Below are 24,967 nucleotides of genomic sequence, written 5' to 3'. Positions count from 1 at the left end.
AAAAATGCCGGGTTATTCATCCGGCATTTTTGTTTAGTAAAGCTACTTTTGTTTAAGATCAAATCTGTCGTTTGTCATCACTTTTGTCCAAGCGTCGATAAAGTCTTGCACAAACTTATTTTTCGCATCGTCTGATGCATACACTTCAGCAATGGCTCGCAGTTCAGAATTTGAACCAAAAATTAAATCAACTGTTGTGGCTGTCCATTTCAATTGGCCTGTCTTGCGATCAAACCCCTCATAGACACCTTCTTTTGCCGATTTTTGCCATTGTGTCGACATATCTAAAAGGTTGACAAAAAAGTCGTTATTTAAGGTACCTGGGCGTTTTGTCAAAACACCGTGGCTAGACTGTTTATAGTTGGCATTTAATACTCGCATACCACCGATTAAAGCGGTCATTTCAGGCACTGTTAAGCCGAGTAAGTCCGCGCGCTCAACAAGTGCTTCAGCCGGAGCATAAAAACTTTCTTGACTATAGTAATTACGAAACGCATCGGCTTTGGGCTCTAAGTAATTAAATGACTCTATATCAGTCATTTCCTGAGAAGCATCCATTCGACCGGGTTTAAAAGGCACTGTGATCGGATAACCCGCATCTTTCGCCGCTTTTTCAATTGCAGCTGCGCCGGCTAAAACAATGGTGTCCGCCAATGAAATCTTTTTACCCGCAGCCGCATTGCGGTTAAAGTTGGTTTGCACTTGTGTGAGCTTTTTCAATACTTTATCGATTTCTTGCGGGTTATTTACCGTCCAGTCTTTTTGCGGAGCCAGTGCTAAACGAGCGCCGTTTGCACCACCACGCATATCGGTATCACGATAATTTGCCGCAGATGCCCAGGCAACGCGAACGAGTTCCGGCACTGTTAAACCTGTTAGCAAAATTTGAGCTTTAAGCTGCTTAACCTCTTCTGCAGAAACGAGTGGGTGATCAACTTCTGGAATATAGTCTTGCCAACTTAAAATTTCAGCGGGTACTTCATCCCCCAAATAGCGTGCTCTGGGGCCTAAATCTCTGTGATTTAATTTAAACCAAGCTTTGGCAAAGGCTAATTCGTACTTTTTGGGATCGGCACGGAAACTTTCAGCAATTTTTCTAAACGCTGGATCTTCTTTAAGTGCAATATCGGTGGTAAACATGATAGGTGCATGGCGTTTGTCTGCAATATGCGCATCCGGAACCATGTTAGCCGCCGCTTTATCGTCTGGTATCCATTGAATTGCACCGGCAGGACTTTTAGTTTGCACCCAGTTAAAACCAAATAAATTATCTAAATAATTAGTTGTCCATTGTGTCGGGGTGACTGTCCAAGCGCCCTCTAAACCACTGGTGATGGTATCTTCAGAGTGACCTTTACCACATTTATTTTTCCACCCTAAACCTTGTTCTTCAATTGTGGCAGCAGCCGGTTCTTTATCGACGCAATCTGCCGGCTTTTTAGCGCCGTGCGCTTTACCAAAGGTGTGTCCACCGGCAATTAACGCAACTATTTCTTCGTCATTCATTGCCATTCGACCAAATGACATTCGAATATCGTCAGCCGCAGCAAGTGGGTCTGGTTTACCGTGCGGACCTTCTGGATTGACGTAAATCAAGCCCATTTCAACGGCTGCCAAAGGCCCTTTTAGTTTGCCTTTTTTGTCACGACGTTCGTCGCTTAACCATTTTTTCTCAGGTCCCCAATATACATAATCAGGTTCCCAGTCATCTTCTCGGCCACCAGCAAACCCAAATGTTTTAAAGCCCATATCTTCAAGCGCAACGTTACCTGTTAGAGCCATCAAATCAGCCCAAGAAATATTGCGACCATATTTTTGTTTTATCGGCCACAATAAACGCCTTGCTTTGTCTAGATTCGCATTGTCTGGCCAGCTATTGAGTGGATCGAACCTTTGTTGGCCACCGCCGGCACCGCCGCGTCCATCATGTACTCGGTAAGTGCCTGCCGCGTGCCACGCCATGCGAATGAAAAATGGGCCATAGTGACCATAATCGGCCGGCCACCAGTCTTGCGAGGTCGTGAGTATTTTTCTGATATCTGCTTTTACAGCGTCAAGATCTAAGCTTGCAAAAGCTTTGGCATACTCAAAGTTTTCCCCGTACGGGTTTGATTCAACACCATGCGCTCTTAATTGGCTCAAATTAAGTTGTTCCGGCCACCAGAACTGATTTGACTTTACATCGCTTGATGCCAAAGCAGAAGCACTTGAGACTGCAACTGCGACGGCAGTTAACATAGGTATGGCTTTTTTAAACATCGTTTTTCACCTGCAATTGTTATTTGTTATGGAATTCGCAATCAGTATAAAAATGTCGCTAATAAAAGGAGAGCGGAGAAAATAGATAGAGGTAATCGGGAAATTCAATTAATGTAACAACACACCCTACAATAAAAGCAGAGGCGTATTTTGCTGAGTAAAATTTATGACGAGATGTGGTGTACTTCGCAGTTAAAAATAAGCAAAACGTTAGTCAAAAAGTGCACGAATTTTTGGCCCAGTTACAGAGTATTGAACCGCAACAATATTATTATCCCGCAAATGAATTGCACCTGACAATTCTGTCCATTATCAGTTGTGTCGCCGGTTTTAAATTAAATGATATCCAGAGCGAGCGTTACGTGGATATTTTTTTGCAATGTATGCACAAGATAAAGCCGATCGAAATTCACTTTGCAGGTGTCACGGCTTCGTCTTCTTGTGTAAGTACAGCGCATGTAACCGCCGTTAGGCTAAAAACGCAGATGCGCGATGCTCAGCATTTTGTCGATGTGTTAAATGGCCACCGAAAGCATGATTTTGGATATATTAGGCTCACTGAGTTTGATTTGGTTTTTAACAACTGGTATCAAAATTTATCTGAAACTCAAAATTTGGCACATTGGTCTGTAGGCAAAACTGCCACTCGCCTCGTATATGGGTGCAAATAGCCGTTTAACCTCATCATCTTTTAGTATCGGGCTGGTTTTGTCCTAATTATGCCTATTCTGCTGTTTATGGTTTTGGAAACCTTGTTGGGGTTAACCGCTTTTCTTATGGTTTGGGCTCTGAGTTTGATGATTTAGGGGGATCAACATATCAGTTACTGAGTACAGGTTTTAGAGTATACACTTGCCTATTGGCTACTGTGTTCGTTAAAAAGATGATTTTGTTGCCCGATTTATCGACCGTAAACTTTATTCTAGAGCGTTTATCGTGTTTTTTTAGTAACTCAAAAGTATTTTTATTGATAGGCAGTTGCACAATCTCAGGTGTGTTGTCTACATCATAATGCACTGTCAATAAGCGGTCACGAATGTACCATTCATTGAGCATATTATCCGGCGATATAGAGTATTGATTACTTACTTTTCCTTGTGTAAAAAATGCATAGTTTAATGCACTCGCATAGGTTGGCTGAAATACTATTTCGTTTTCGGAGAGTGCTGCAAACCGGTAGAAATATTGTTTTGTAACGGGGGTTAATTCCTGCGTATTTATTGTGTATATACTCGTTTGAATATCCGGTTCGGGTTGACTAATCATAATCTGGTTTGAATTGTTGAGCCAGCTAAAACTGTTTACATTTGTGATGCGAGCAAGTGTGTTATAAGGTGGGTCGGAAAGCAGCACGATCAAAGAAGCTAAGTCGTTTTCAGCATGAGTTATAAAAGCAATTTTTTTACCGTCACTTGACCATTTTGGTGAAGATTTGGTTTCGGGGGAGGGGAAATTTACCTCAGTGAATACTTTACTAATCAAGTCGTACTGCCACAACTTAGAACTTCCGTCTTTATGAGCAAGCATCAAAAGCTGATCACCCGCATAATTTATGTCAATGCTGTCAATGTTGTATTTCGGATTTAGCACATCCTCCCAATTAAAGGCATCATGGTGATTTTTTGATGCACTGTATACTGACGACCAAACTTCTAAAGAGCTAATAGCGATGCTTTGTCCATTGGGGTGAAAGTCAAAGTTAGTTATTTTGTCTTGTTTTATTTGTTTGACTTCTTTTGAATGGATATCAAGAAGCCACAGGCCAGAATTTACATTGTGTGCTGTCGAATAATATAGATTTGTATCGTCAGGGCTCCATTTAATATCATGAATAAACCCTTGCACAGAGTATATTTTTGAAATTTTCTGGGTTGCTTTATTAAAAACCTTAATATAACTTTGCTCAGAGCTTAGATTATATTCTATATAAACGATTAATTGATCGTCTTTATTCGCTACAGGGTGAATTAATGGGTTTGTTGTTGATTGTGCGCGTATAATTTGGTTAATTCTGCCTGTCGCTATATTAAGCCTGCCGATAGTGAACAGTGCATTGGGGTTTTTAGGCTTAGCTTGCCCTTTCTCAAAGGATTGACGATTATCTATTGATAAATACATCGCTGTGTTATCGTGACTCCAAGAAAAACTTTCTTTAAGGAAGTTCATACAGTTGGCAACCGAGCGGCTATTTTTTGACAAGAATGTATACACAATAAGTTCGCATGTCTTGGCTGTTGAGTCATTACTAATTTTAAAAAATGCTAATTCCTGACCCGACGGTGAAATTTTAGGGCGAATATAATGATAGAGTTTATCGCTAAATAATTCAGTGTAGGTCTCCAACTGTAAATCTCGAATAGCAATACCTTCCATGTTATTTTTATGAATTTGGCTGACCAAAAACCGCCCACTGTTGTCATAATTGGCATAGTGCTCATGGTACATCTGATTATTCAGCCACAGCTGACTAAAATTAATAGAGGTTGAATGTTGTTTCTTTGTGATGTAAGTAGCGATTATAGATATGATGAGAAAAACGAAAATACTACTGACAACAGGCGCTTTAATAAATGTTCGATTTTGAGTTTTTGCGGCCTGTGATCTAGGTTCAATAATTAATCGGTAACCTTTTTTTGTCACTGTTTCTATATATTTAGGTTCTTTTGCTGAGTCGTTTAAGTATCGACGCAGCTCTGCAATGGCTTTGCTAATGGAATCATCAGAAACTATCGTGTTACCCCAAACGTGCTGATGTAAGGTTTCTTTGCTGACAACCTGTCCGTAATTTTGCGCTAATATTGCAAGGGTTTCCATTATATTTGGAGGGAGTTTGTACTCTGTATCTTGGTTTTTAAGGCTTCTAGTATGCGGCTCGACGTACCACTTGCCGATAAAGTATCCAGAGTTATGCGGAGCAACCAAATTTTTTACCAGTCGAGATAATATTACTCCGCAGTTTAACATATTGGTTTCTATTTATTAACTTATCCGTTTTTTAAACCTACTTTTTTGTAAGTATGTTTGACGCCGTAAGCCCTTTATAGCTGCGATTAAAGTAAGTATTAGCCAGTGGACCCCACCTCCACTTTCTGTGGTTTTTTGTGGATCCTCTTCTAACGCGGCCAACACAGATATAACCACAGTAGCTGGATCTGAATCTGCCCCTAAACTGTCTGTAACTATGTAACTAAAAGAATCTTGGCCAATGTAATCTTCATTGGCTGTGTAACTTAGTTGGCTTGTGCTTTTGCTTAAAGTACCTTTCTCCGGTTCAGTTACAATAGTGATATTTGCAATGGTTAAAGAATCCTCTATATCAATATCGTTGTTTAAAATATCAAGTAAAGTCTTTTGTCCTGAAGTAACCTGTATTGTGTCTTTTTCAGCGATTGGTTTATCATTGATTGGCGTTACCTCAATTTGGACCAGCGTGTTTTCTGATAATTGCCCATCAAGATTTCGTACTGTATAGACAAAGTTATCGTCACCTGAAAAGTTACTGTTGGGTTGATAACTTAACATTCCAACTGCTGCTTCTAATTGAATGCTTCCAGAATTTGGCTGCTCTACGATAACTAGGCTAGTGCTATCCAACGCAGCTAAGTTTGGATCATTGTCTAAAGGATATATATTGATTGTATTATCTTCTCCAACAGTAACCGTATCCGGCTGTGTTAAAGGGAATCTGGCTTCGGGAAGCGTAATTTTTCGAATATGTCCACTACCTCTCTGAGTAACAAGCAGGGCGCTATTATCTAACATAGCTGAAATACCAAGAGGCCTGTCAAAACGCGCGTTTTCTGCATTTCCATCTAAAGTGGATTGCTCATTTGCAGAGCCAGCCACCAAGGATATATTTCCTTGCATATCAACACGGAAAACAAGGTTTTGATTAGTAGCTGTTGCATAAATATAACCATCTAAATAGGCAATATAACCAATGTTGCCATATGGGCTAGTGACTAATTCGGTTGTTTGACCTGAGCTATCTACTTTTAATATTTTGCTATCCCACCAATTCGCCACGTATAAATTGTTATTTGCGTCAAAGGTGATACCTGTAGGTCCATTGAGTGGTGCGCCATCAATAATCGTTTCTACTTGGCCGGAGTCTGATAATTTAAACAGTCTGTTGCTGGCCCAATGTGCATAGTAGCCAGTGTTTTGTTCGTCAAATATCACCATAGCGCCACCACCTGTATTTGGCTCGCTAATGATAATGTTCGTATTGTCCTGTTGTTTATACCAAATATTATCTTGTTTGCTTTTAAACACAATATCGTTTGTTTGATTGATTCCAAAAACTGCAGGCATTTCGTTTGTTGCAAATACAGTTGTTACAGTATTGTTTTGAACCTCTAGTTGTAGAACTTGGCCAGTTGACCAATCCCCAGTTGGTAAATTCCAGAAATAGTAAGTGTCGTTTGGAGCGGTTACGATATAGTCGCTAAATCCGTTGGTTGTTTGAATAGTCGAAACTTCGAAAGCTTGTGTTGTAGGAAACGTTGCTGTTAACAGTAATCCGGCGCCAACTAAAGTTTTAATCAGCAGGGTTGGGTATTTATGTGTAACTGAGTACATTTTATTCTCCATTATTGAATAACTCTATATGCAATATGGTGTAGTTCCTTGCAATAGTAATGAAGGTTGTCTGAAATAGTATGAAGTAAATTTGAATTACCTTGAAAAACACTGGTCAGTTACTTTAAGTTGCTCCAGTCACCTTAAAGTTTAATGCTCAAAGATTCATTATTTATAAAACGCCCGCTCGATGATCTGATATTGATTGACCGTTTGATGTATGTTTTTTTGAGCTACAAGGGCTGTGTAACCGCAGCCCTGTCTTGGATTTATAAAGTTTTAGTTTCCAGCAGTTTGAGTGATCACCGATTGTTGGCAATTTGCCCAATGGTTTTTAATCAGGCTTGGATTATTGATAGTGTAAGCTCTGTCTGTTGCGTACATCTCAGCACATGCCTGTGGTACGGTTTCTCTAGCGCTCCAGTTATTTTGATTTAAATAATAATAACCGCCAGTGGATGCGCCAGTCAGTTGTCCAACATAAACCCAAGTGTCGTTGCCTTTTGCATTCATGGGTAAAATTGACCAATTTGAGGTTCCCTGAAAGTCACCGGTCACATAGGCCGTGCTATAAACCGGACTGCTTTGCATATTTACTTCAAACGCATAAGTTAATGGCGTATCACAGGTAGCCCATGTATTACTAACAATCGCATCTCCGCTGCCGAGTGAATATGCGCGATCTGTCGTATAAGCATTTGCACAAGCTGCAGGCACGGTTTCACGGGCTGACCAGTTATTTGCATTTAAATAGTAGTATCCACCTGTTGTATTATTGTTAATTGCTGCATAATAATAAAAGGTTTGTCCGTTAGTTGTCTGCATCGGTTCTATTGTCCAACTTCCATTGCCGGTAAAATCACCGGTAATATACATGCCGTTGGATGTGTCAGTACCGCTTGCATCTAACATAAACAATACTTCGGCTGAGCCAGTTTGTATGCTTGCACAGCTAGACCATTGGTGCGCAAAAGTGACTTCGCTGGATAGGATCTCGAATCCTCGGTCACTGGCAAAATGTTCTGCACATGCAGCTGGAACTGTCTCGCGCGCAGACCAATCAAATGCGTTAAGAAAATAATAGGCACCTTGCGAATTTTCTTGTACGGGTATTGTCACGCTATAAATGTCGTTGCCTTCATCTGCCATTTCAATTAACTGCCATTCGTTAACACCACCAAATTGGCCTGTCACATAAACACCCTGACTGGTATCTACACCTGTCATATCAACTTTAAATTGTGTGTTAACGTAATTGATGGTTTGCGGCGTGTAATCTTGTGCTAAAAAGTCGTTACCACCGGGTTGAAGTAGGTTATAGTCAAAATCAAAAAACGTTAGGTTTTCCCAATGCGAACCTTGTCCCCACAAAGTAAAAGCATCTGTACTGACCCAAGCCGGTTCCCAGTAAACAACCCCTAAACCGCCACTGTTGGCAACGGCCGTTGTCAGGTCGATCATGTAATCTTTTTGCACCAGCGGTGAAGGCGCAGGATAACCCGGTGCAGATTCATTTATAATGTTATTGGCATTGTCATTAGCTGATTCTGTTGTCCATGTATGTGCAACTTCAACAATCATAACCTCTTTATTAAAATCGTTTTTTAGCAGGGTAATGAGATCCGCCGTTTGCTGAATACTATAGCCATGCCATTTGTAATAATAAGACATACCAATGATGTCGTAATTTGTCAGTCCGGCGCTTTCTATGCCACTAAAAAAACCATGCACATGCGCTGGGTTGGCAATATGCAAAATGGTTTGTGGCATTATTGTTGATAGTGCACCTGCATCTTTTGTCGCCTGTATCCCCGCACTCATCAACTGTGCTTGTCGATTGTAATCAATTGGGTATAAATCGGCGCTACTTGTGACACACATATTGCCATTGGTTTCGTTACCAATTTGAACCAGCTCAGGCATTAATCCTTCAGCATCTAAAGCCACCAAGGTGTCATATGTGTATTGGTATAGCAGGTTAGCCAGTTGGTTGGTGTTGGTCGCATGGTGCCACGCTTCTGGCGCATACTGTTTATTTGGATCGGTCCATTCATCCGAATAATGAAAATCAAGCAACACTTGCATGCCCGCATTTTTAGCCCGTTGAATGGTTTCTTTTACATCGTTGAAATTTGAGTAGTTTGTCCATTGTGGGTTATGCCACAACCTGACTCTGACCAAGTTGGCACCATGATCAGCAAATATTTGGTAGGGGTCTTTTGCTATACCGCCTTCTTTAAATACCGCATTGTGGTCTTCCATTTCGTTGACGTACGATAAATCAACCCCTTTGTAAAAAGGGTTCGCGTTTACCGCTTGCATACACACAAGCAATACACTTATTAAGACAAAAAGTGTGTGTATTTTGTTTTTTAAATACTTTGTTAGTTTTGTTTTGAACATGAACGTTTCTTCCAAATTAATTTATTTTGTTAATATTCCGTTCCCTATCTTTTTTCTTGTTTAGGTAATCGTTTACCTATGTTTAGGTTAATCTTTTGTAATGAATATGTCTAATAAATATTCATTTATTTCTATTTTTTGGTTTATATATGATTTATTGTGGGTTTTGGGTGATTTTTTGGTGGGTTTTAGGATGTGTAGTCTTTTTGAATTGTTTTGTTTGGAAATCGTTTAACCTTTAGCTTAAGTTAAAATCTGGCTACAACTTAATTTATTTCACTGCATTTTTACTTTGTTTTCACATCATTTAATTAACATTGGCGTACAACGCACCTTTATAGCCTTCATAATAGCATTCATAGGCTTGGTAAATTAAGGTCTTGCAAAAAGTAGGTCTGGCTGTAGGCTTTTTTGCTGGCGGGAAGTAACAAGTAGTGACGCTGCAAACGCGTGAGCGCGTTTGCAGCGTTGATAGCTAATAGCTAACCAAGCTGAAATTAAATATTAATCCCGACGTGCTGATGGGTGCGCACAAACATATTTTCAGTTTCGTGCTGGTAATCTAGTTTGTTCGCTATTGAGCGCATTGCAGAATGTACTTGATTTAAAAACTTACCATAGCCATAGCTGGTTTGGTCGTCTTTAGATGCAATAAATACAAATTGAACTGTGTCTACTAATTTTCTGCACGAATAGTAACAGCTGAATCCATTGCCCGGCTCATTTTCGTTAAAGTCGATGGTTTGCAATTCACCATTTTCTGAAATGACGGTGTCAGATTTGCTGCGAACCACAGGAATTAAGTCATTCGCTATCATAATGCCTTGATCAATATCATTTTGTTTTGCACATGCAGTAAATGTTTCTTCAAGCATTTTATATAATGGCTCATAAGGTTTAGGTGCAGATTTTACGATATCAACCAAACCTCGAATGCGCTTATTTAACGGCATACTGACAACCGCATAGGTTTGTGCATCTATTTTATCTTCGTCCAAAATCACATCGTGCGCTTTAAAGCGACTGGCAATTGAACGTAATTTATGCGCTTGTGTACCTTCAATGCCTTTGTCTTTAGCAAATAAGTCGTAGGTTAGGTGCTGGTGATCGCATAAACGTACAGCGCCTTCGTCTAAACATAGCAACCTAGTTAACTCTTCAACCGCGCTGCGGACTTTTACGTGAAAGCTAGCGGAGTTATGACGTATTTCTGCACCATTGGCTAAAAACAATAATTTAATTTTACGCACACGTTTTTTGCCGTTTGTATAGGCTTTGTGGCCAGAGTGATATTTAGGGCTATAGAGAAATACAATTTGTTGATCCGTTTGCGCGGTCATTTTTTCAGGGCAATAACGCACCCGGATAAATTTATCATTGGCTACAAACTGGCAGGTTTCAAGGCCGTGTTTGTCACATACATCAAAAAATAATTCAGATAATTTTTTATAAAAATCGCTATACGGCTGCTCTGTACCTGATTCTATATAATCTGCAAACTTGGCAAGTAGAGCATCGGTTAATTCGAATTTTGCTAATAAATACTGATTTTCCCGTGCGTTTGACGGTATATATACTTTGTGCTGAGCACTTCTGTCTCTGACTGGCATGGTAATTACCTTATATAGCTTTGTTATTCTTACGTATTATAGATAAGTGGTTATATTATGCATTGATAACATTGTTATAAGAATAGTGCAAATGTTGATTTTTGGTTTCTGCCCACTTTTATCATTTGATTTAGTTGAATTCGAATTCTTTTATGCTATACAAATTAAGTTGGATATTTATAAGTTGGATCTTAAACATTTAAGTTTTTTATCTTTCCTCTGCTTGGCATCTTGTTTTTTGCTTCCGCCTATTTATGTAATTTTTCGACGTATGTCATGCTATTGGCACAGGATTTCATTTATTATATAAACCAATCACTTTCTTGGTTAATTTTTATTATGTATTTGGTTTTTATTTAACCGATTGAATTTTAAAGGTTTGCGTTATATTCTTCTTATTTTTTACTGAAACGTTTAAGAAAGTACTTGTAAGTGAGAATTTTCCTGTTATATTTATGTGTATCGATTGTTTTTAATGTTGCGTTTCTGAAACGAATTTACACCTAAATCGAGTTTACAGTCTAAGCTATTAACAAATATTCCTAAGATGGGAGATACACATGAGAAAACTTAATAAAGTGTCATTGGCGGTAAAAAATGTATTAATTGCATCGTCAATGGCTGCGGTTGCTAGCCCTTTGCTAGCACAAGATTCAGAAGCTGAAGTTAACGAAGTCGCTCAATCTAAAGAAGCTTTTGAAACGATTGTCGTTACTGGCTCACCTGGCGGCAGAACACAAATAGAATCTGCTATGGCGGTCACCAGTGTTGATTCTGAAATGATTAAGGACTTTCAGCCCAGTTCTGAATCTGAAGTTTTCCGTATGATCCCTGGTATACAGGTTGCTGGTACAGCCGGCCCAGGTGGTAACTCTAATATCGCTGTACGTGGTTTGCCGGTTGCAACGGGCGGTTCGCCTTTTGTGCAAATTCAGGAAGATGGTTTACCAACGGTTTTATTTGGTGATATCCAATTTGGTAACAACGATTATTGGACGCGTTTTGATTCGTCAGTAGAGCGAGTTGAAGGTGTACGTGGTGGTACAGCAGGTACGTTTGCATCACAAGCACCAGGTGCCATTATTAACTATATCAGCAACTATGGGCAGTTTGATGGCGGCCTTGTAAAGCTGACTACCGGGGTTGGTTATGACGAAACAAAAGTCGATTTTCGTTATGGCGGCGCAGCCAGTGGTAGTGTTAATTATCATGTCGGTGGTTTTTATAAAAAAGGGCGAGGTCCGTTAGATGCAGGTTATGTTGTTAGTGATAGCATGCAGCTTAAAGCCAACTTAACTAAATACTTAGCAGATGATGCCAGTTACATTCGTTTCTTGTTTAAAGTTGCCGACACTCAAGAGCCCAACTATACGGGCTCACCAGCGCTTGCTAAAGCAAGCAAAAACGCGGATGGTAGCTATAACATCAGTGATATTCGTGAATATCCGGGTTTTGATGGACGAGATAAATCAAACTATTCTATTTACAATCAAAACTTTAAGGTCGTGAACCGTCAAGGTGATTTAGAGCGCGTTCCTTTGTCTGGTATTTCAACCAAATCCGTCGCGATAGGTACAGAACTTCACTACGAATTTGAAGATGAAATTATACTGGATAACAAGATGCGCTGGACCAGTATGAGTGGTTCATTTAACAGTTCATTTTTGAGCTTAAACCCAGTTGGCGATTTAAACCTAGTTTATGCCAACGGTCCTAAAACAGGACAGGCTTACGACAAACCTTATTATGATGGCAATGTTAACGTAAATACCAACATCAGCGACATCGGCAGTTTTGTCAATGATTTAACATTAACTAAAGAATTTTACGTTGATGGTAATACTTTATCTGTGCGCGGTGGTTTGTTTTATATGACACAAGACATTGCGCAAGACTGGCATCCAAACCGTGCCTACAAAGAGTTAAGTGGCGATAACCCTGCCATGCTTGAATTGCTTGATGATAATGGCAATCAGCTAACCGCAAATGGTATTGCTGGTTACAGTGATGCATGGGGTAACTGTTGTGCGCGTGAAGTTGATTTAGCTTATACAGATACCGCACCTTATATTTCATTAGATTTAGACACTGATATGTTTACCGTCGATGCCAGCGTGCGTCGTGATACAGTTAAGGCGTCTGGTTGGGCTGTCGGTTCAAGCGGTACACCGATTGATGTATACGTATCAGGTGAAGATGTCACTTTACCGGCATTGGTTGCAGACGGCGATAGTGAATATTTAGATTACTCAGTGAGTTATAACTCTTGGACTGTGGGTGGTTTATATAAATTCAGTGACAATACCAGTTTCTTTGTGCGTGGTTCAAAAGGCGGCCGTTTTAACGCGGATAGACAAACCATGAGTGGTAAAATCAATGCAGATGGTTCGTTGACACAAGCGGGTGAAGTTGCAGCGGTCGATTTTGTAAACCAGTACGAAATGGGTGTTAAAAACCGTGGTGATGTTTTGGGTGGCTACTATACTTTCGAAATGACTTTATTGCAGGGTGATTTTACGCAAAGTGCATATGAGCCAACTTCGACACCTTCATGCCCAAGTGGCGGTTGTGTATTAGATAATGAGTATGAATCTCAAGGTGCAGAAATTTTAGGTTCATTGCGTGTTGACCGATTAAGCTTAATCGCAAATGCAACCTTTACCGATGCACAGGCACGCGCCGCAGGTGGTGGTGAGTGGGTTGAAGCTTGGGAAATTCCAAGTTTAACTTACACTATGTCAGCCAATTATGAAGTCACCGATGAATTAATCGCTGGCGTCAATATGACGGGACAAACCGATACCTATGCACGTGGCTCGTTAGATAAATATGAAGGTTCAACAACTTGGGGTGCAAGTGTGCGTTATGCACCAACAGAAAACCTTGAGTTTAGTGTGACCGGTTATAACATCCTTGATGACTTTGCGGTGCGTAGCCCAGGTCAAATTATCAATGTTGATGAGTCTAACAATACGGCTACGTTGTTTGTGAACCCAACTTTAGGGCGCACGATCACAGCCTCTGTTAAGGTGACTTTCGAGTAAAAATTGATTGTCGGCTAAAGCCATGACCTACACTACATGAGAAGCTCAAAGCTTAAAAATGTAGGTCGCGGCTTCAGCCCGACAAATCTTGCAATATGTACAATGTCGCCCTAAAGGAACGACCCACACTGGTTGTGAAACTTGAAACTTGAAACTTGAAACTTGAAACTTGAAACTTGAAACTTGAAACTTGAAACTTGAAACTTGAAACTTGTAGTTTGCTGCTTTTGTCGGCCTAAAGGCGCGACCTACACTAAATGCGTAGCTCAAAGCTCAAAGCTCAAAGCTCGTAGCTCGAAGCTCGAAGCTCGAAGCTCGAAGCTCGAAGCTCGAAGCTCGAAACTTGAAGCTTGAAACTCGCAGTTCGCTGCTTTGTCGGCCTAAAGGCGCGACCTACACTACATGCGTAGCTCGTAGCTCAAAGCTCAAAGCTCCAAAATGTAGGTCGCGGCTTCAGCCCGACATTTTAGCTCAGCTAGGTATTATTGTTCGGAGACGGAATTTGCAATTAAACAAATTATTACAACAAGCTCAGCAAGATATACAAAACGGACATATTGAAAGAGCCATAAATCAACTGAATGCTTTTATCGAATCTGATTCATCGAAGTTCGAAGTTTGGAAATTATTAGGCTATGCATATCATCAAGCGCAGTTAGAACCTGAAGCAGCTAAAGCCTTACAGCAGGCGTTAAAATTTAAACCAAACGATTATGACAGTGCAATGGCATATGCACAAAGTCGTTATCTTGCAGGTTTCGATGCACAAGATGCATTTTTGCAAGTTATCAAAATAGCCCCCACTGATTTAAATGCGCTGCGCGGTTACGCGTCAGCACTGGTAGCCGATCAACAAGTCGATAAAGCTGACGCAATCCTATCTGCAGTATTACGAGATTGTCCTGATTGGCTAGACGGCCATAAATTATTAACAACACAAAGGTATACAAGCGGCAAAACACAGACGTTTACACATTCATATCAGCAAGCGTGTCGTGCGCAACCCAAAAACTTACATCTTTGGTTGGCTTGGTATCAGGCTACTGCTCAATTAAAAGATTGGCCCCGTGCGCTACAGATTATTCAGCAAGCAGAAAAATATTTCGCAAATAATATTGAGCTAAAAGTAGCACGTACCTTTATTGCCAGTGAATCAGGCGATGATAAATTAGCAGAAAATTTATTTATTCAAACTGAAAATATAAATCATGTTGTACGTGATATGGCATATTTGCGCTTTTGTTTAAAAAAACGGAATATCTCAACAGCGGAAAAAATTGCACTGACCTATGTAAACACCGAATCGGCTGCTGTTTTTTGGCCTTATCTTACGCTTATCTGGCGGCTGCAAGATAATACCAAAGCACAATGGCTAGATAATCCAGCGCTTATAAAAAGTTATGACATTGATTTAACCGCTAAGCAAATGGCTGAGTTAGGCGCGACATTACGTCATTTACACACAGCAAGCGCGCCGTTTGCCGAGCAATCTGTTCGAGGCGGGACGCAAACAAACCAAAACTTGTTTTTGCGCCATGAACCTATTATCCGACAATTGAAACACCGTATTGAAAGGCAAATCTGCCGATATAATCAAGAGTTGCCATTACTGGACGCGGATCACCCGTTAAACACGGCTAACCGTGAGCAAATTAAAAACGGAATGATTCAGTTTTCAGGAAGTTGGTCGGTGCGCTTGCAAGCCCAAGGGTTTAATGTCAGCCATACACATCCACTCGGTTGGATTAGTTCTGCGCTTTATATCGATTTACCTAAAAAAACTGAAATGGGCACGCCACCGGCCGGATGGCTCAAGTTTGGCACCCCCCACCTGAGTTAAACATTGAACTGGAGCCGGTTAATAAAATCGAGCCTAAAATTGGTCGTTTGGTTTTGTTTCCTTCTTATAGCTGGCACTCAACTGTTCCTTTTAATGAAGGTGAACGCTTGGTGGTTGCATTTGATGTCGCCAGAACAAACAAGAGAATAAATTAATGCAAACAGCACAGTCTAAATCTAAAAGCATAAAAAAAGTATTGATTGTTGGTGGCGGAACCGCGGGCTGGATGACCGCAGCGGCGCTTGCCAATGCGTTGCAACAAGGTTGTGAGGTTACTCTAATTGAATCTGAAGCAATTGGAACGGTTGGAGTAGGGGAAGCAACCATACCGCCCATTCGTGTTTTTAATCAAACATTGGGCATTGATGAAAATGACTTTGTGCGTGCAACAAAAGGCACTTTTAAGCTAGGCATTGAGTTTGTCAACTGGGGACGTGAACAACACAGTTATTTTCACCCGTTTGGGAGTTTTGGCCGACCTTTTGATATGGTGAATATGCATCAATATTGGTTGCAAGCATTTCAAAACCAACAAGCCAGTTCGTTAGATGATTATTGTATGGCTTGGGCTGCAGCGCGTGAAGGTAAATTTGCACCACCTAACAGAGATCCGCGCAATGTATTATCAACTTATGAATACGCTTATCATTTTGATGCGGGCTTGTACGCTCAGTTTTTACGCAAATACGCAGAAAATAAAGGGGTAAAGCGTATTGAAGGTAAAGTGGATAATGTCACACTTAATCCAGATTCAGGGTTTGTACAGTCTGTTACAATGCAAAATGGCGAGACCCTAACTGCTGATTTATTTATCGATTGTTCGGGCTTTCGCGGCATTTTAATCGAAGGTGCTTTAAAAACGGGCTATCAAGCTTGGGATCATTGGTTACCTTGTGACAGTGCATGGGCGGTCGCAAGTGAAAAAACAACATTGACACCCTATACCCGATCTATCGCCCATCAGGCAGGCTGGCAATGGCGTATTCCGCTACAACATAGAACTGGCAACGGACATGTATTCAGTGGTCAATTTATGTCAGAAACACAGGCATGCGATATTTTGTTAGAAAATTTAGACGGTAAAAGACTAACGGATGCGAAATTACTGAAGTTTAAAACTGGGCGAAGAAATTTATTCTGGCATAAAAATGTGGTTGCGATTGGATTATCCAGTGGATTTTTAGAGCCCTTGGAATCGACTAGCATTCACTTAATCCAAACTGGAGTCGCTAAACTATTGGCCTTGTTTCCGGACAAAGATTTTGATCCATTGGTTATCGATGAATATAACCGAGTTGCAATAAAAGAAATTGAAAACATTCGGGATTTTTTAATTTTGCATTATCGGTTAACCGAACGTCAAGACAGTGAAATGTGGCGTTATTGTGCCAGCATGGCGATCCCAGATTCGCTGCAATATAAAATTGAACATTTTAAACGTTACGGGCGATTGATATCGAGCGAAATGGATTTATTTGGTAAAGCAAGTTGGTTAGCAGTGCACATTGGGCAATTTAACATTCCACAAAATTATGAACCATTAATGGCACACAGAACGAATGACTCACAGGCGTGGTTAAATAAACTAAAAGCGGCGATGGCTGCAGCGGCTAAACAATTACCAACGCATCAGCAATATATTGATAAATTTTGTAAGTCGTCTTTTTAAGGCGACAAATGTTTATTGCAGAATTTGTCGGCGTAAACACCGGACTTTATTTCTAGAGGAAATCTATCTTTTATTAAATCTTAGTTCAAAGCCCGCTGCCTTTGTCGGCCTAAAGGGACGACAAATCTTGCAATCTGCACAATGTCGCCCTAAAGGGACGACCCACACTATTTGTGAAACTCGAAACTCGAAACTCGAAGCTCGAAACTCGAAGCTCGAAGCTCGAAACTCGAAACTCGAAACTCGAAACTCGAAACTCGAAGCTCGAAACTCAAAAATGTAGGTCGCGGCTTCAGCCCGAAAAATCTTGCAATATGCACAATGTCGCCCTAAAGGGACGACCCACACTGGTTGTGAAGCTCAAAGCTCAAAGCTCAAAGCTCAAAGCTCAAAACTCAAAACTCAAAACTCAAAACTCAAAACTCAAAACTCAAAACTCAATAATGTAGGTCGCGGCTTCAGCCCGACAAATCTTGCAATCTGCACAATGTCGCCCTAAAGGGACGACCCACATTGGTTGTGAAGCTCGAAGCTCGAAGCTCGAAGCTCGAAGCCCAAAAATGTAGGTCGCGGCTTCAGCCTTAAGGCTCCCCACAAATTTTGAAGAGATGCCCACTTATTGGTTAAACTAATTTCGCCAAAAACAAGTTACAACAAGGGGCATCAAATTGTTATTATCAAACTTGCTTTCAGAAAATTCAATAGCACTGGATAAACGAATTAAAAAGGCACTCTCCGATACCGTTTCTTGTGTTCAACATGGTGCGAAGTTAAGCCTAACCGCGATTGGCAGAACACTTGGTGAGCAAAGCCCTTCCACTACAGAAAAACATTGCATCAAACGTGTTGATAGATTACTTAAAAATGAGAAATTACAACAAAACCGCACGCAATTTTATAAGACTCTGACCGCTTATTTAACGGGTGGAATTGAGGGTGCTATGCCCATTATTGTTGACTGGTCAAGTGTTTACGACCAAAGCTTTGTACTACTTCGAGCTTCGGTCGCATTTGATGGTCGAGCTTTTACCATCTATGAAGAGGTACACGCTGAAGGCGCTATGAATAACCATAAAATTCATGTCAAGTTTCTTCAGAATTTAAAGCAGATTCTGCCCGATGAGTGTTGTCCTGTGATTGTTACAGACGCTGGATTTAAAGTGCCATGGTTCAAAGCAATTGATAAATTAAATTGGTATTGGCTTGCACGTACTCGCGGTACTGTAAAATGTAAAACAGATGATAACTCAGAATGGACATTGGTGGATGCCTATCACTCACAGGCCAAAACAAAACCCACTACCTTAAAAGGTTTAGTCTTATCAAAACAACACAAGTGGTCTTGCAGAGGCGTCTTGTATAAAACATCACCCCCACCAAAGAAACACAAAAAACCCACGAAACGACCTAACTGCAACAGCTATAAAAAATATTCAAAAGGTAACAGTGAGCCCTGGTTTCTGGTCAGTAATCTACCTGAAGATGAGTTTTCTGCTCTTGCTCTGGTTAATATTTACAAGCGTAGAATGACAATAGAAGAAGCTTTTAGAGACACTAAAAACGAATATTATGGGCTGGGCTTAAGGCGCTCTAGAAGCCAATCTATCGAGCGTTTACAGGCATTGCTACTCATCGCTTTGCTGGCTCAGTGGCAACTATACGTCATTGGAAAAGCTGCAGAATTGCAAGGTTATCACCGACACTTTCAGGCCAATACCGAAAAGCGAAGGCGTGTCTTATCATATTGCTATCTGGCCAAAAGAATATTGCTGAATTCAAGTTTTGCTATAACAAATTCGATGCTCCAAGAAGCTTTTGAGTTACTCATTATGGAAACGAGATGTCACCTTAATTGTGGGGATCCCTAAGGCTTCAGCCCGACAAATCTTGCAATATGCACAATGTCGCCCTAAAGGGACGACCCACATTGGTTGTGAAGCTAAAAGCTCAAAACTCGAAACTCGAAACTCGAAACTCAATAATGTAGGTCGCGGCTTCAGCCCGACAAATCTTGCAATCTGCACAATGTCGCCCTAAAGGGACGACCCACACTATTTGTGAAACTCGAAACTCGAAACTCGAAACTCGAAACTCGAAGCTCGAAGCTCGTAGCTCGAAGCTCAAAGCCCGCTGCTTTTGTCGGCCTAAAGGCGCGACCTACACTACATGCGTAGCTCGCAGCTCGTAGCCCGCTGCTTTGTCGGCCTAAAGGCGCGACCTACACTACATGCGCAGCTCGCAGCTCAAAGCCCGCGTCAACGAATTTTCTTTTGATCGTCATCTACAGATGTTATAAGTCTTCTCCGTTACAAAGTGATTTTGTAAACACACACTCAAGTGGGGAGAAATAATAATGCAACAACATATGGTGATTACAGGTGCGACATCTGGGATAGGACGAGCGTTAGCCATTGAAGCGGCAAAGTCAGGTTTTAAGCTTAGTTTATGTGGCCGCAACGAAGAGCGTTTACGTGAAACCGTCAAATTATTACCAGATGATACCCGAGTTTATACAGATACTTTCTGTGCTTCAGAAAGCGATAAAATACATCAGTTTATCAGTAATGCATCACAGGAATTAGGCAACGTAGATATTTTGATTAACTGCGCTGGTCTTAACAGTGCTAGAGGCGAGGGGCATCAAGTTGCAATAGAGGATTTGCATTGGATGATGCAAATTAACTGTTATGCGCCGATAGAATTTTGTAAAGCGGTGATCCCACAAATGCAAGCATTAAAAAAAGGTAAAATCGTCAATGTATTATCAACCGTTTGCCTATTTTCAAACCCTGGGATTGCGGCATATAGTGCTTCAAAAGCCGCATTAGACAGTTACACAAAAGTGATGCGTAAAGAGCGAAGGCAAGACAACATTCATTTTCTTTCTGTGTATCCCGGTGGTGTCGATACCAGTTTCCGCTCCAGCGAACGGCCAATGTATTTAAGTGCAAAGTCAGTTGCCAAAGCGATCATGGCTAATTTAAAAGCGGATGCAAATACTCATATCCATGAGTTGGTATTAAGACCTCAAGTAGAAGAAAATTTTTAGCGGTTGAAAGCTTAAAATAACAAAACCTCAGCCCATTAAATTGATTGGCTGAGGTTTTTGTATGTGCCTTCGGTATATTTTTAGTGGCTGCATTCGGCACAGTTATTTAATTTTGACAAAATATCTTAACCACTTTGCTCTATAGGTCAAAATAAGCGCGATACACAGTGCATCTAACGTGGCTAAGGCAAGCCAGTATGTCATCCCTACGGCGAACCCTTTTAGTACTATTATGATCGCAGCGCTAACACATAAGATCCCATAACCCGCGATACGAAACCATTTGATTTTTATTTTCGATAAGCGCTTTGTGCGTCCGGCAACCTGCTGATAATGCCGGTTTAGCGATAGGGCTAATAAGCTAAAACCTAACAATTGCATTAAAACTTGGCTAATAAACATCATAATTTAGTCTTATGTATTTGTGTTGGTTAATACTTTTGAAGCGGATAGGTTTCGTCATGGTTTGGCTCAGCATGACTGGCTATTGCATTTTTCTTACCGAACAGGGTGGCCGTGCAGGCAAACACGGCACCTGTGATCAATGCGGTTAAGTCAAAACCAAACATAATCCAATCTTCATTTATGATACTGGCCGCAATATGGTGACCTGTGTATAGATAATTGATAACAGGTAACAGCAGGTAAGATGCACTTGCTATCCACAACATATCTCGCCAACAATATTTTTGGGCTCTAAAGGTGCAAAATAACAGGCTGATAAGTAGCGCCAGAAACATGCAATGTACTTCCCACTCCGCTCTATCAGGCATAGATACAGGTAACAAACGATTACTCAAAAAGTAACATGCAACGCTTATCGGCAAACCGATTATCATCGCAATGTTGAGTCGTTCAAAAAACAAAAGTTGCTGTAACTTCTGCTTTTTTTCTGCATTTTTTAAGCGTTTTTTTATCCAAATAATGGTCCCGCTTGCAATCATAGTCGCGCCCATTAAACCGGACAAAAAATACAACCAGCGCAGGTAAATATCGGCAAATAAACCTTCGTGTAAATGTTCAAGAAAATCATAGATTCCCGCAGCGAAACCCATTTTTCCGTCTGAGATATCAACCACAACCTGACCGTCTTTAATTTGATATGTCAGAGATGATGCCCGTTCGATCCCTTCAAATTGATCAAACCAAACTTCAAAATGCGGATTGTCAGAATGCCTTTTTAGATAACCGATGTAGCTAATTTTCTGTTCTGGATATTTTTGCTGTGCATCTTGTAAAACACGCAGCATAGATAAGTTTTGTGGTTCAATGTCTGTTTTTTTTTGTATACTTTTATCGGCGAAAGCTTCTTTATAAAAACGATTGTTGTTTTCTCGACCTTCACCAAAATTGACTTCAATCACGGTTGACATGCTGACAACCATTAACAGCATTAATCCGCTATAGGTAATCATTAAATGAAAGGGTAGCGGCAAAACGCTTAAGACATTATGGATGTCGAGCCAAGATCGCAGACCTTTATTCGCTCTAAAGGTAAACAATTCAACAAATATCTTTTTGTGAATAATGATGCCGGTTATCAAGCCGATTAACATCAGCATGGCCGCTAAACTGGTTAAAATATATCCCCATAATTTGGGTATATAATGCAAGTTATAATGCATCCTGTACAAAGTCATGCCACCACTGGTTTCGCGCACATCAAGGGTTTCACCAGTGGCAATGTTCATGTTTTTAACTTGCCAGTCTCGTTTTACATTGTTTTTCGGATCGGCCGGTTGCAGCCAAGATATATTAACAAAAGGCGAACGCTGGGTTGGGTACATCAGATACCAACTGGGTGAATCGGCTGCATTTTTTTCTAATTGCTGCTGCGCACTTTGCAACGTTTGCGCATAGTTTATTGGCTGATTAACAGGCGACATTTCGGGTTGCATCCAGCGGTCTATTTCGTCTTCAAAATAGCCCAAGGTGCCGGTTACAAAGATAAAATATAATAGCCAAGCAAACGCAAAACCCGTCCATGTGTGGAGTCCGTTCATCGATTGACGAAAGCGATTTTTCATTAGCGGAACACCCATTCAAGGTAAGCCATTAAAGCAAAACAAGCTGAACATAAGGCGCTAATTGACAACAATGCGCGTGTCGTCGATTTACAGGCAAATACATAAATAATTATCAGTGCATACAGGATAAAACTCAGCATCATAGCGCCAACGATGCTATCGACGTTTTTAGCCTCTTGCGCTTGGTAAGAAATCAAAATGGCAAATTGGTTTGTCAGGATAAATCCACCGACAAATGCAGTTAAGATACGTGTGATTACCCTTAAAGTTTGGGTTTTATCGTTTTTAGCCATGGCGAAAGATCAGTTTGAGACGGAAAAAGACAACTGCACTTGGCAGATGCCGCATGCAGTTGTCAGGTTTAGATGTTTTTATCTAAGGTTAAAAGTCGTAGCTTACCGTTAGGCGAATATCCCGCCCCACTGCATTTTGACCAGCGATAATTTCATAACCTGCGTTATGCGTTAAATCTTCAACTGAACCTTGGCTTAGGTACGTTTTATCCAACAGGTTTTTAACCGCTAAATTGACTTTTAAAACATCTAACGGTTGCCATGATGCATACAAATCGTGCAGTGTATAACCTTGTTTGCTTGCCGTTAAGGTTTCTTCATACGGGCCGCCCGCATCAACCAATACTTCAAATGGAGCAACCGATTCAACATATTGAGTGACCCAACCTAAGGTGAGTTTGTCATTCACGACATAACTTAAGTCTAAGATGTAATTGTCACCCATTGTTGTTGCAGTTGAGCTGTGGAAATAACGTGTTGCTTTATCACCATTAAACTCTGTCGTGGCATGGTTAATATCTGTGTGCAGATAAAAATTACCCAGATTTAGATCAAACTGCAGATAAACCCCTTCGGTTTCTAGATCGTGTGCTAAATTTTCGGCAACCTTACCCCAAGGGGCCATATTGCCAATGGGGTCTTTGATTGTTGATTGGTAACGGCCAATACCTAATTCAAAATTATCACCTTGGTAATCTAAACCAAATTCAAGGTTGGTTGCGGTCTCTGCTTTCAGATTAGGATCGTTAGAGTAATAACCTACTTTGTAAGAATCTTTAACTTTAGGCCCGCGCATTGCAGATGCGAAACCTGCACTGATGCCGAGTTTTTCTGTTAGCTGATAGCTTGCACTTAGGTTGGGTGAAAAACCACTGTCGCTGATTTCTTGTCCAAGCCAATCTGTTAATTCATATTCATCAAAGCGGCTCCCCGCAGACAAGGTTAGCGCATCCGTTACCTGGATAATACTTTGCGCAAAAACACCGATTACTTTACCTTCTTCATGTGTTGGGGTTTCGGCCAGTGCGCTTTCATCACGACGGTAGTTCAAACCATATACAAGGTATATATTAGAAAATTCGCTTTTATTTTGAATGTTAATGCCTTTTGACTCGACGGTTCCTTCCACTAAATATTCGTCGTAGTACCTTGTTTGTTCCTGATTCGATTGATAAGCCGTTACTCTAAAGTTGAGCAAATCGCTGGATAGATCGTCATATCCATAATTAACAATGATACTTTCACGTGTGCCTTGGGTCGGTGATATCCAGTTTTTGTGACTCGGGATCAGTTCAGGTTTATATAAAATATCACCTTCTTCTTCTAGATTTTCGTAACTGACAGATAAATACTGCCCATCGGTTATGTAGGCAACCCCTTTTAGGTACCCGAGCATTTTATCTGCACCACTGCCGACAATTTCGTTGCCGTCACCATCTTCGAAATTATCATTTGTCGCAGAAACTAAATTGACTAAACCACTCAATTTTCGATCATCATCAGCACCATAAGCCGTCACACTCACTTTATTGCCACTGCCATTGCTAAAATGCGAAGCTTTTAAGATACCACCAAAGTTTTCGCCGTTTGTTAACATGTCTATTGGGTTTTTAGTGGTTAAGCGTACCGCACCTCCTAACGCGCCGGGACCTACTGCAGCGCTACCGGTACCCGCTTCTATTTCTACTTGTTTTAATATTTCAGGTTCAACCGTTACGCGACCTGCGTGGTGAAATACCGCTTCTGCGATTTCCGCACCATCGATTGAAATATGTAGCATATCTTCACCGACATTTCGCAGGTAGATTTTTTGTGACATACCGACCGAACCGCCAACATTGACTGAAGTATCTAGGCGGAAAATATCGGCTAAATCATTGGCTTGAAGTTTTTCTAATTCATCTTGACCGATTAATCGGTCAAGACCACTGGTTGCTTGCCCTTTAACCTGAATCATTTCAATATCATCCAGATCTGACTTTTTGTTTTTTTCGGCTGCGAAAACCGGGGTTGCGACAAAACTGCTGACAATCGCTGCGGTCAGTAGGTTGGATGTAAAGTTTTTTGAAGCGCTTTTAATGTTCTGCATATATCAGTCTCATTATCGTTATTTTTAAATATTTTCGATTTGAAAGTTTTAAAATTATACATAATCGAATAATGAGAATTATTATCATTAAGATTGCTATTGG

The 24,967-nt window shown here is 40.7% G+C and carries 16 protein-coding genes; 7 read left to right on the top strand and 9 right to left on the bottom strand.

Annotation, left to right across the window (positions count from 1 at the left end; all coding sequences use genetic code 11):
- Nucleotides 1-42 precede the first annotated feature (42 nt).
- Nucleotides 43-2,259: a catalase/peroxidase HPI gene (gene katG, locus FNT16_RS18315; protein ID WP_143873255.1), complete on the bottom strand. Its 2,217-nt coding sequence runs from the start codon at nucleotides 2,257-2,259 to the stop codon at nucleotides 43-45.
- A gap of 179 nt (nucleotides 2,260-2,438) precedes the next feature.
- On the opposite strand from katG, the gene FNT16_RS18310 reads away from it, so the two are divergent.
- Complete coding sequence (locus tag FNT16_RS18310) at nucleotides 2,439-2,930, top strand: hypothetical protein (RefSeq protein ID WP_143873254.1); 492 nt, start codon at nucleotides 2,439-2,441, stop codon at nucleotides 2,928-2,930.
- A gap of 148 nt (nucleotides 2,931-3,078) precedes the next feature.
- Here the strand turns inward: FNT16_RS18310 and FNT16_RS18305 are convergent, their stop codons facing one another.
- The 4 genes from FNT16_RS18305 to FNT16_RS18290 form a co-directional block, all read right to left on the bottom strand.
- Nucleotides 3,079-5,181, bottom strand: coding sequence for a winged helix-turn-helix domain-containing protein (locus FNT16_RS18305; RefSeq protein WP_185976801.1), 2,103 nt, complete (start codon nucleotides 5,179-5,181; stop codon nucleotides 3,079-3,081).
- A gap of 57 nt (nucleotides 5,182-5,238) precedes the next feature.
- Nucleotides 5,239-6,840: an Ig-like domain-containing protein gene (locus tag FNT16_RS18300; RefSeq protein ID WP_185976800.1), complete on the bottom strand. Its 1,602-nt coding sequence runs from the start codon at nucleotides 6,838-6,840 to the stop codon at nucleotides 5,239-5,241.
- Between the two features lie 279 nt (nucleotides 6,841-7,119).
- A complete protein-coding gene (locus FNT16_RS18295) occupies nucleotides 7,120-9,162 on the bottom strand; it encodes a glycoside hydrolase family 53 protein (protein ID WP_185976799.1) in 2,043 nt (680 codons plus the stop codon).
- A 578-nt stretch (nucleotides 9,163-9,740) separates the two neighbouring features.
- Nucleotides 9,741-10,853: a DUF3083 family protein gene (locus FNT16_RS18290; RefSeq protein WP_143873247.1), complete on the bottom strand. Its 1,113-nt coding sequence runs from the start codon at nucleotides 10,851-10,853 to the stop codon at nucleotides 9,741-9,743.
- Nucleotides 10,854-11,413: 560 nt separating this feature from the next.
- Here FNT16_RS18290 and FNT16_RS18285 point away from each other — a divergent pair.
- From FNT16_RS18285 to FNT16_RS18260, 6 genes are all read left to right on the top strand, one after another.
- On the top strand, nucleotides 11,414-13,897 hold the full coding sequence (locus tag FNT16_RS18285; protein WP_143873245.1) for a TonB-dependent receptor: 2,484 nt from the start codon (nucleotides 11,414-11,416) through the stop codon (nucleotides 13,895-13,897).
- Between the two features lie 502 nt (nucleotides 13,898-14,399).
- Nucleotides 14,400-15,737: a 2OG-Fe(II) oxygenase family protein gene (locus FNT16_RS21055; protein ID WP_143873243.1), complete on the top strand. Its 1,338-nt coding sequence runs from the start codon at nucleotides 14,400-14,402 to the stop codon at nucleotides 15,735-15,737.
- Nucleotides 15,704-15,892 (top strand): putative 2OG-Fe(II) oxygenase, encoded by a 189-nt coding sequence (locus FNT16_RS21175; protein WP_143873241.1) that lies wholly within the window; start codon nucleotides 15,704-15,706, stop codon nucleotides 15,890-15,892. The genes FNT16_RS21055 and FNT16_RS21175 overlap by 34 nt, the downstream gene beginning before the upstream one ends.
- Nucleotides 15,892-17,406, top strand: coding sequence for a tryptophan halogenase family protein (locus tag FNT16_RS18270; RefSeq protein WP_143873239.1), 1,515 nt, complete (start codon nucleotides 15,892-15,894; stop codon nucleotides 17,404-17,406). The genes FNT16_RS21175 and FNT16_RS18270 overlap by 1 nt, the downstream gene beginning before the upstream one ends.
- Before the next feature lie 668 nt (nucleotides 17,407-18,074).
- The gene (locus FNT16_RS18265; protein ID WP_185976798.1) at nucleotides 18,075-19,274 is read left to right on the top strand and encodes an IS4 family transposase; all 1,200 of its coding nucleotides are present in this window, start codon (nucleotides 18,075-18,077) and stop codon (nucleotides 19,272-19,274) included.
- Nucleotides 19,275-19,759: 485 nt separating this feature from the next.
- Nucleotides 19,760-20,455: an SDR family NAD(P)-dependent oxidoreductase gene (locus FNT16_RS18260; protein ID WP_143873235.1), complete on the top strand. Its 696-nt coding sequence runs from the start codon at nucleotides 19,760-19,762 to the stop codon at nucleotides 20,453-20,455.
- 102 nt (nucleotides 20,456-20,557) lie between these two features.
- Here FNT16_RS18260 and FNT16_RS18255 read toward each other — a convergent pair whose 3' ends face one another.
- From FNT16_RS18255 to FNT16_RS18240, 4 genes are all read right to left on the bottom strand, one after another.
- Nucleotides 20,558-20,860: a DUF3325 domain-containing protein gene (locus tag FNT16_RS18255; protein WP_143873234.1), complete on the bottom strand. Its 303-nt coding sequence runs from the start codon at nucleotides 20,858-20,860 to the stop codon at nucleotides 20,558-20,560.
- A 26-nt stretch (nucleotides 20,861-20,886) separates the two neighbouring features.
- The gene (locus tag FNT16_RS18250; protein ID WP_143873232.1) at nucleotides 20,887-22,482 is read right to left on the bottom strand and encodes a PepSY-associated TM helix domain-containing protein; all 1,596 of its coding nucleotides are present in this window, start codon (nucleotides 22,480-22,482) and stop codon (nucleotides 20,887-20,889) included.
- Nucleotides 22,482-22,775 carry a hypothetical protein gene (locus FNT16_RS18245; RefSeq protein ID WP_143873230.1) on the bottom strand — a complete coding sequence of 98 codons (294 nt, stop codon included), beginning with the start codon at nucleotides 22,773-22,775 and terminating at the stop codon, nucleotides 22,482-22,484. The genes FNT16_RS18250 and FNT16_RS18245 overlap by 1 nt, the downstream gene beginning before the upstream one ends.
- An 88-nt stretch (nucleotides 22,776-22,863) precedes the next feature.
- Nucleotides 22,864-24,864 carry a TonB-dependent receptor domain-containing protein gene (locus FNT16_RS18240; protein WP_143873229.1) on the bottom strand — a complete coding sequence of 667 codons (2,001 nt, stop codon included), beginning with the start codon at nucleotides 24,862-24,864 and terminating at the stop codon, nucleotides 22,864-22,866.
- Nucleotides 24,865-24,967: the final 103 nt, after the last annotated feature.

It is taken from the genome of Catenovulum sediminis, assembly GCF_007289895.1.
Classification (GTDB): domain Bacteria; phylum Pseudomonadota; class Gammaproteobacteria; order Enterobacterales; family Alteromonadaceae; genus Catenovulum; species Catenovulum sediminis.
Note: the sequence above shows the minus strand (reverse complement) of the source record. Positions and strands in the feature narration are given on the sequence as shown.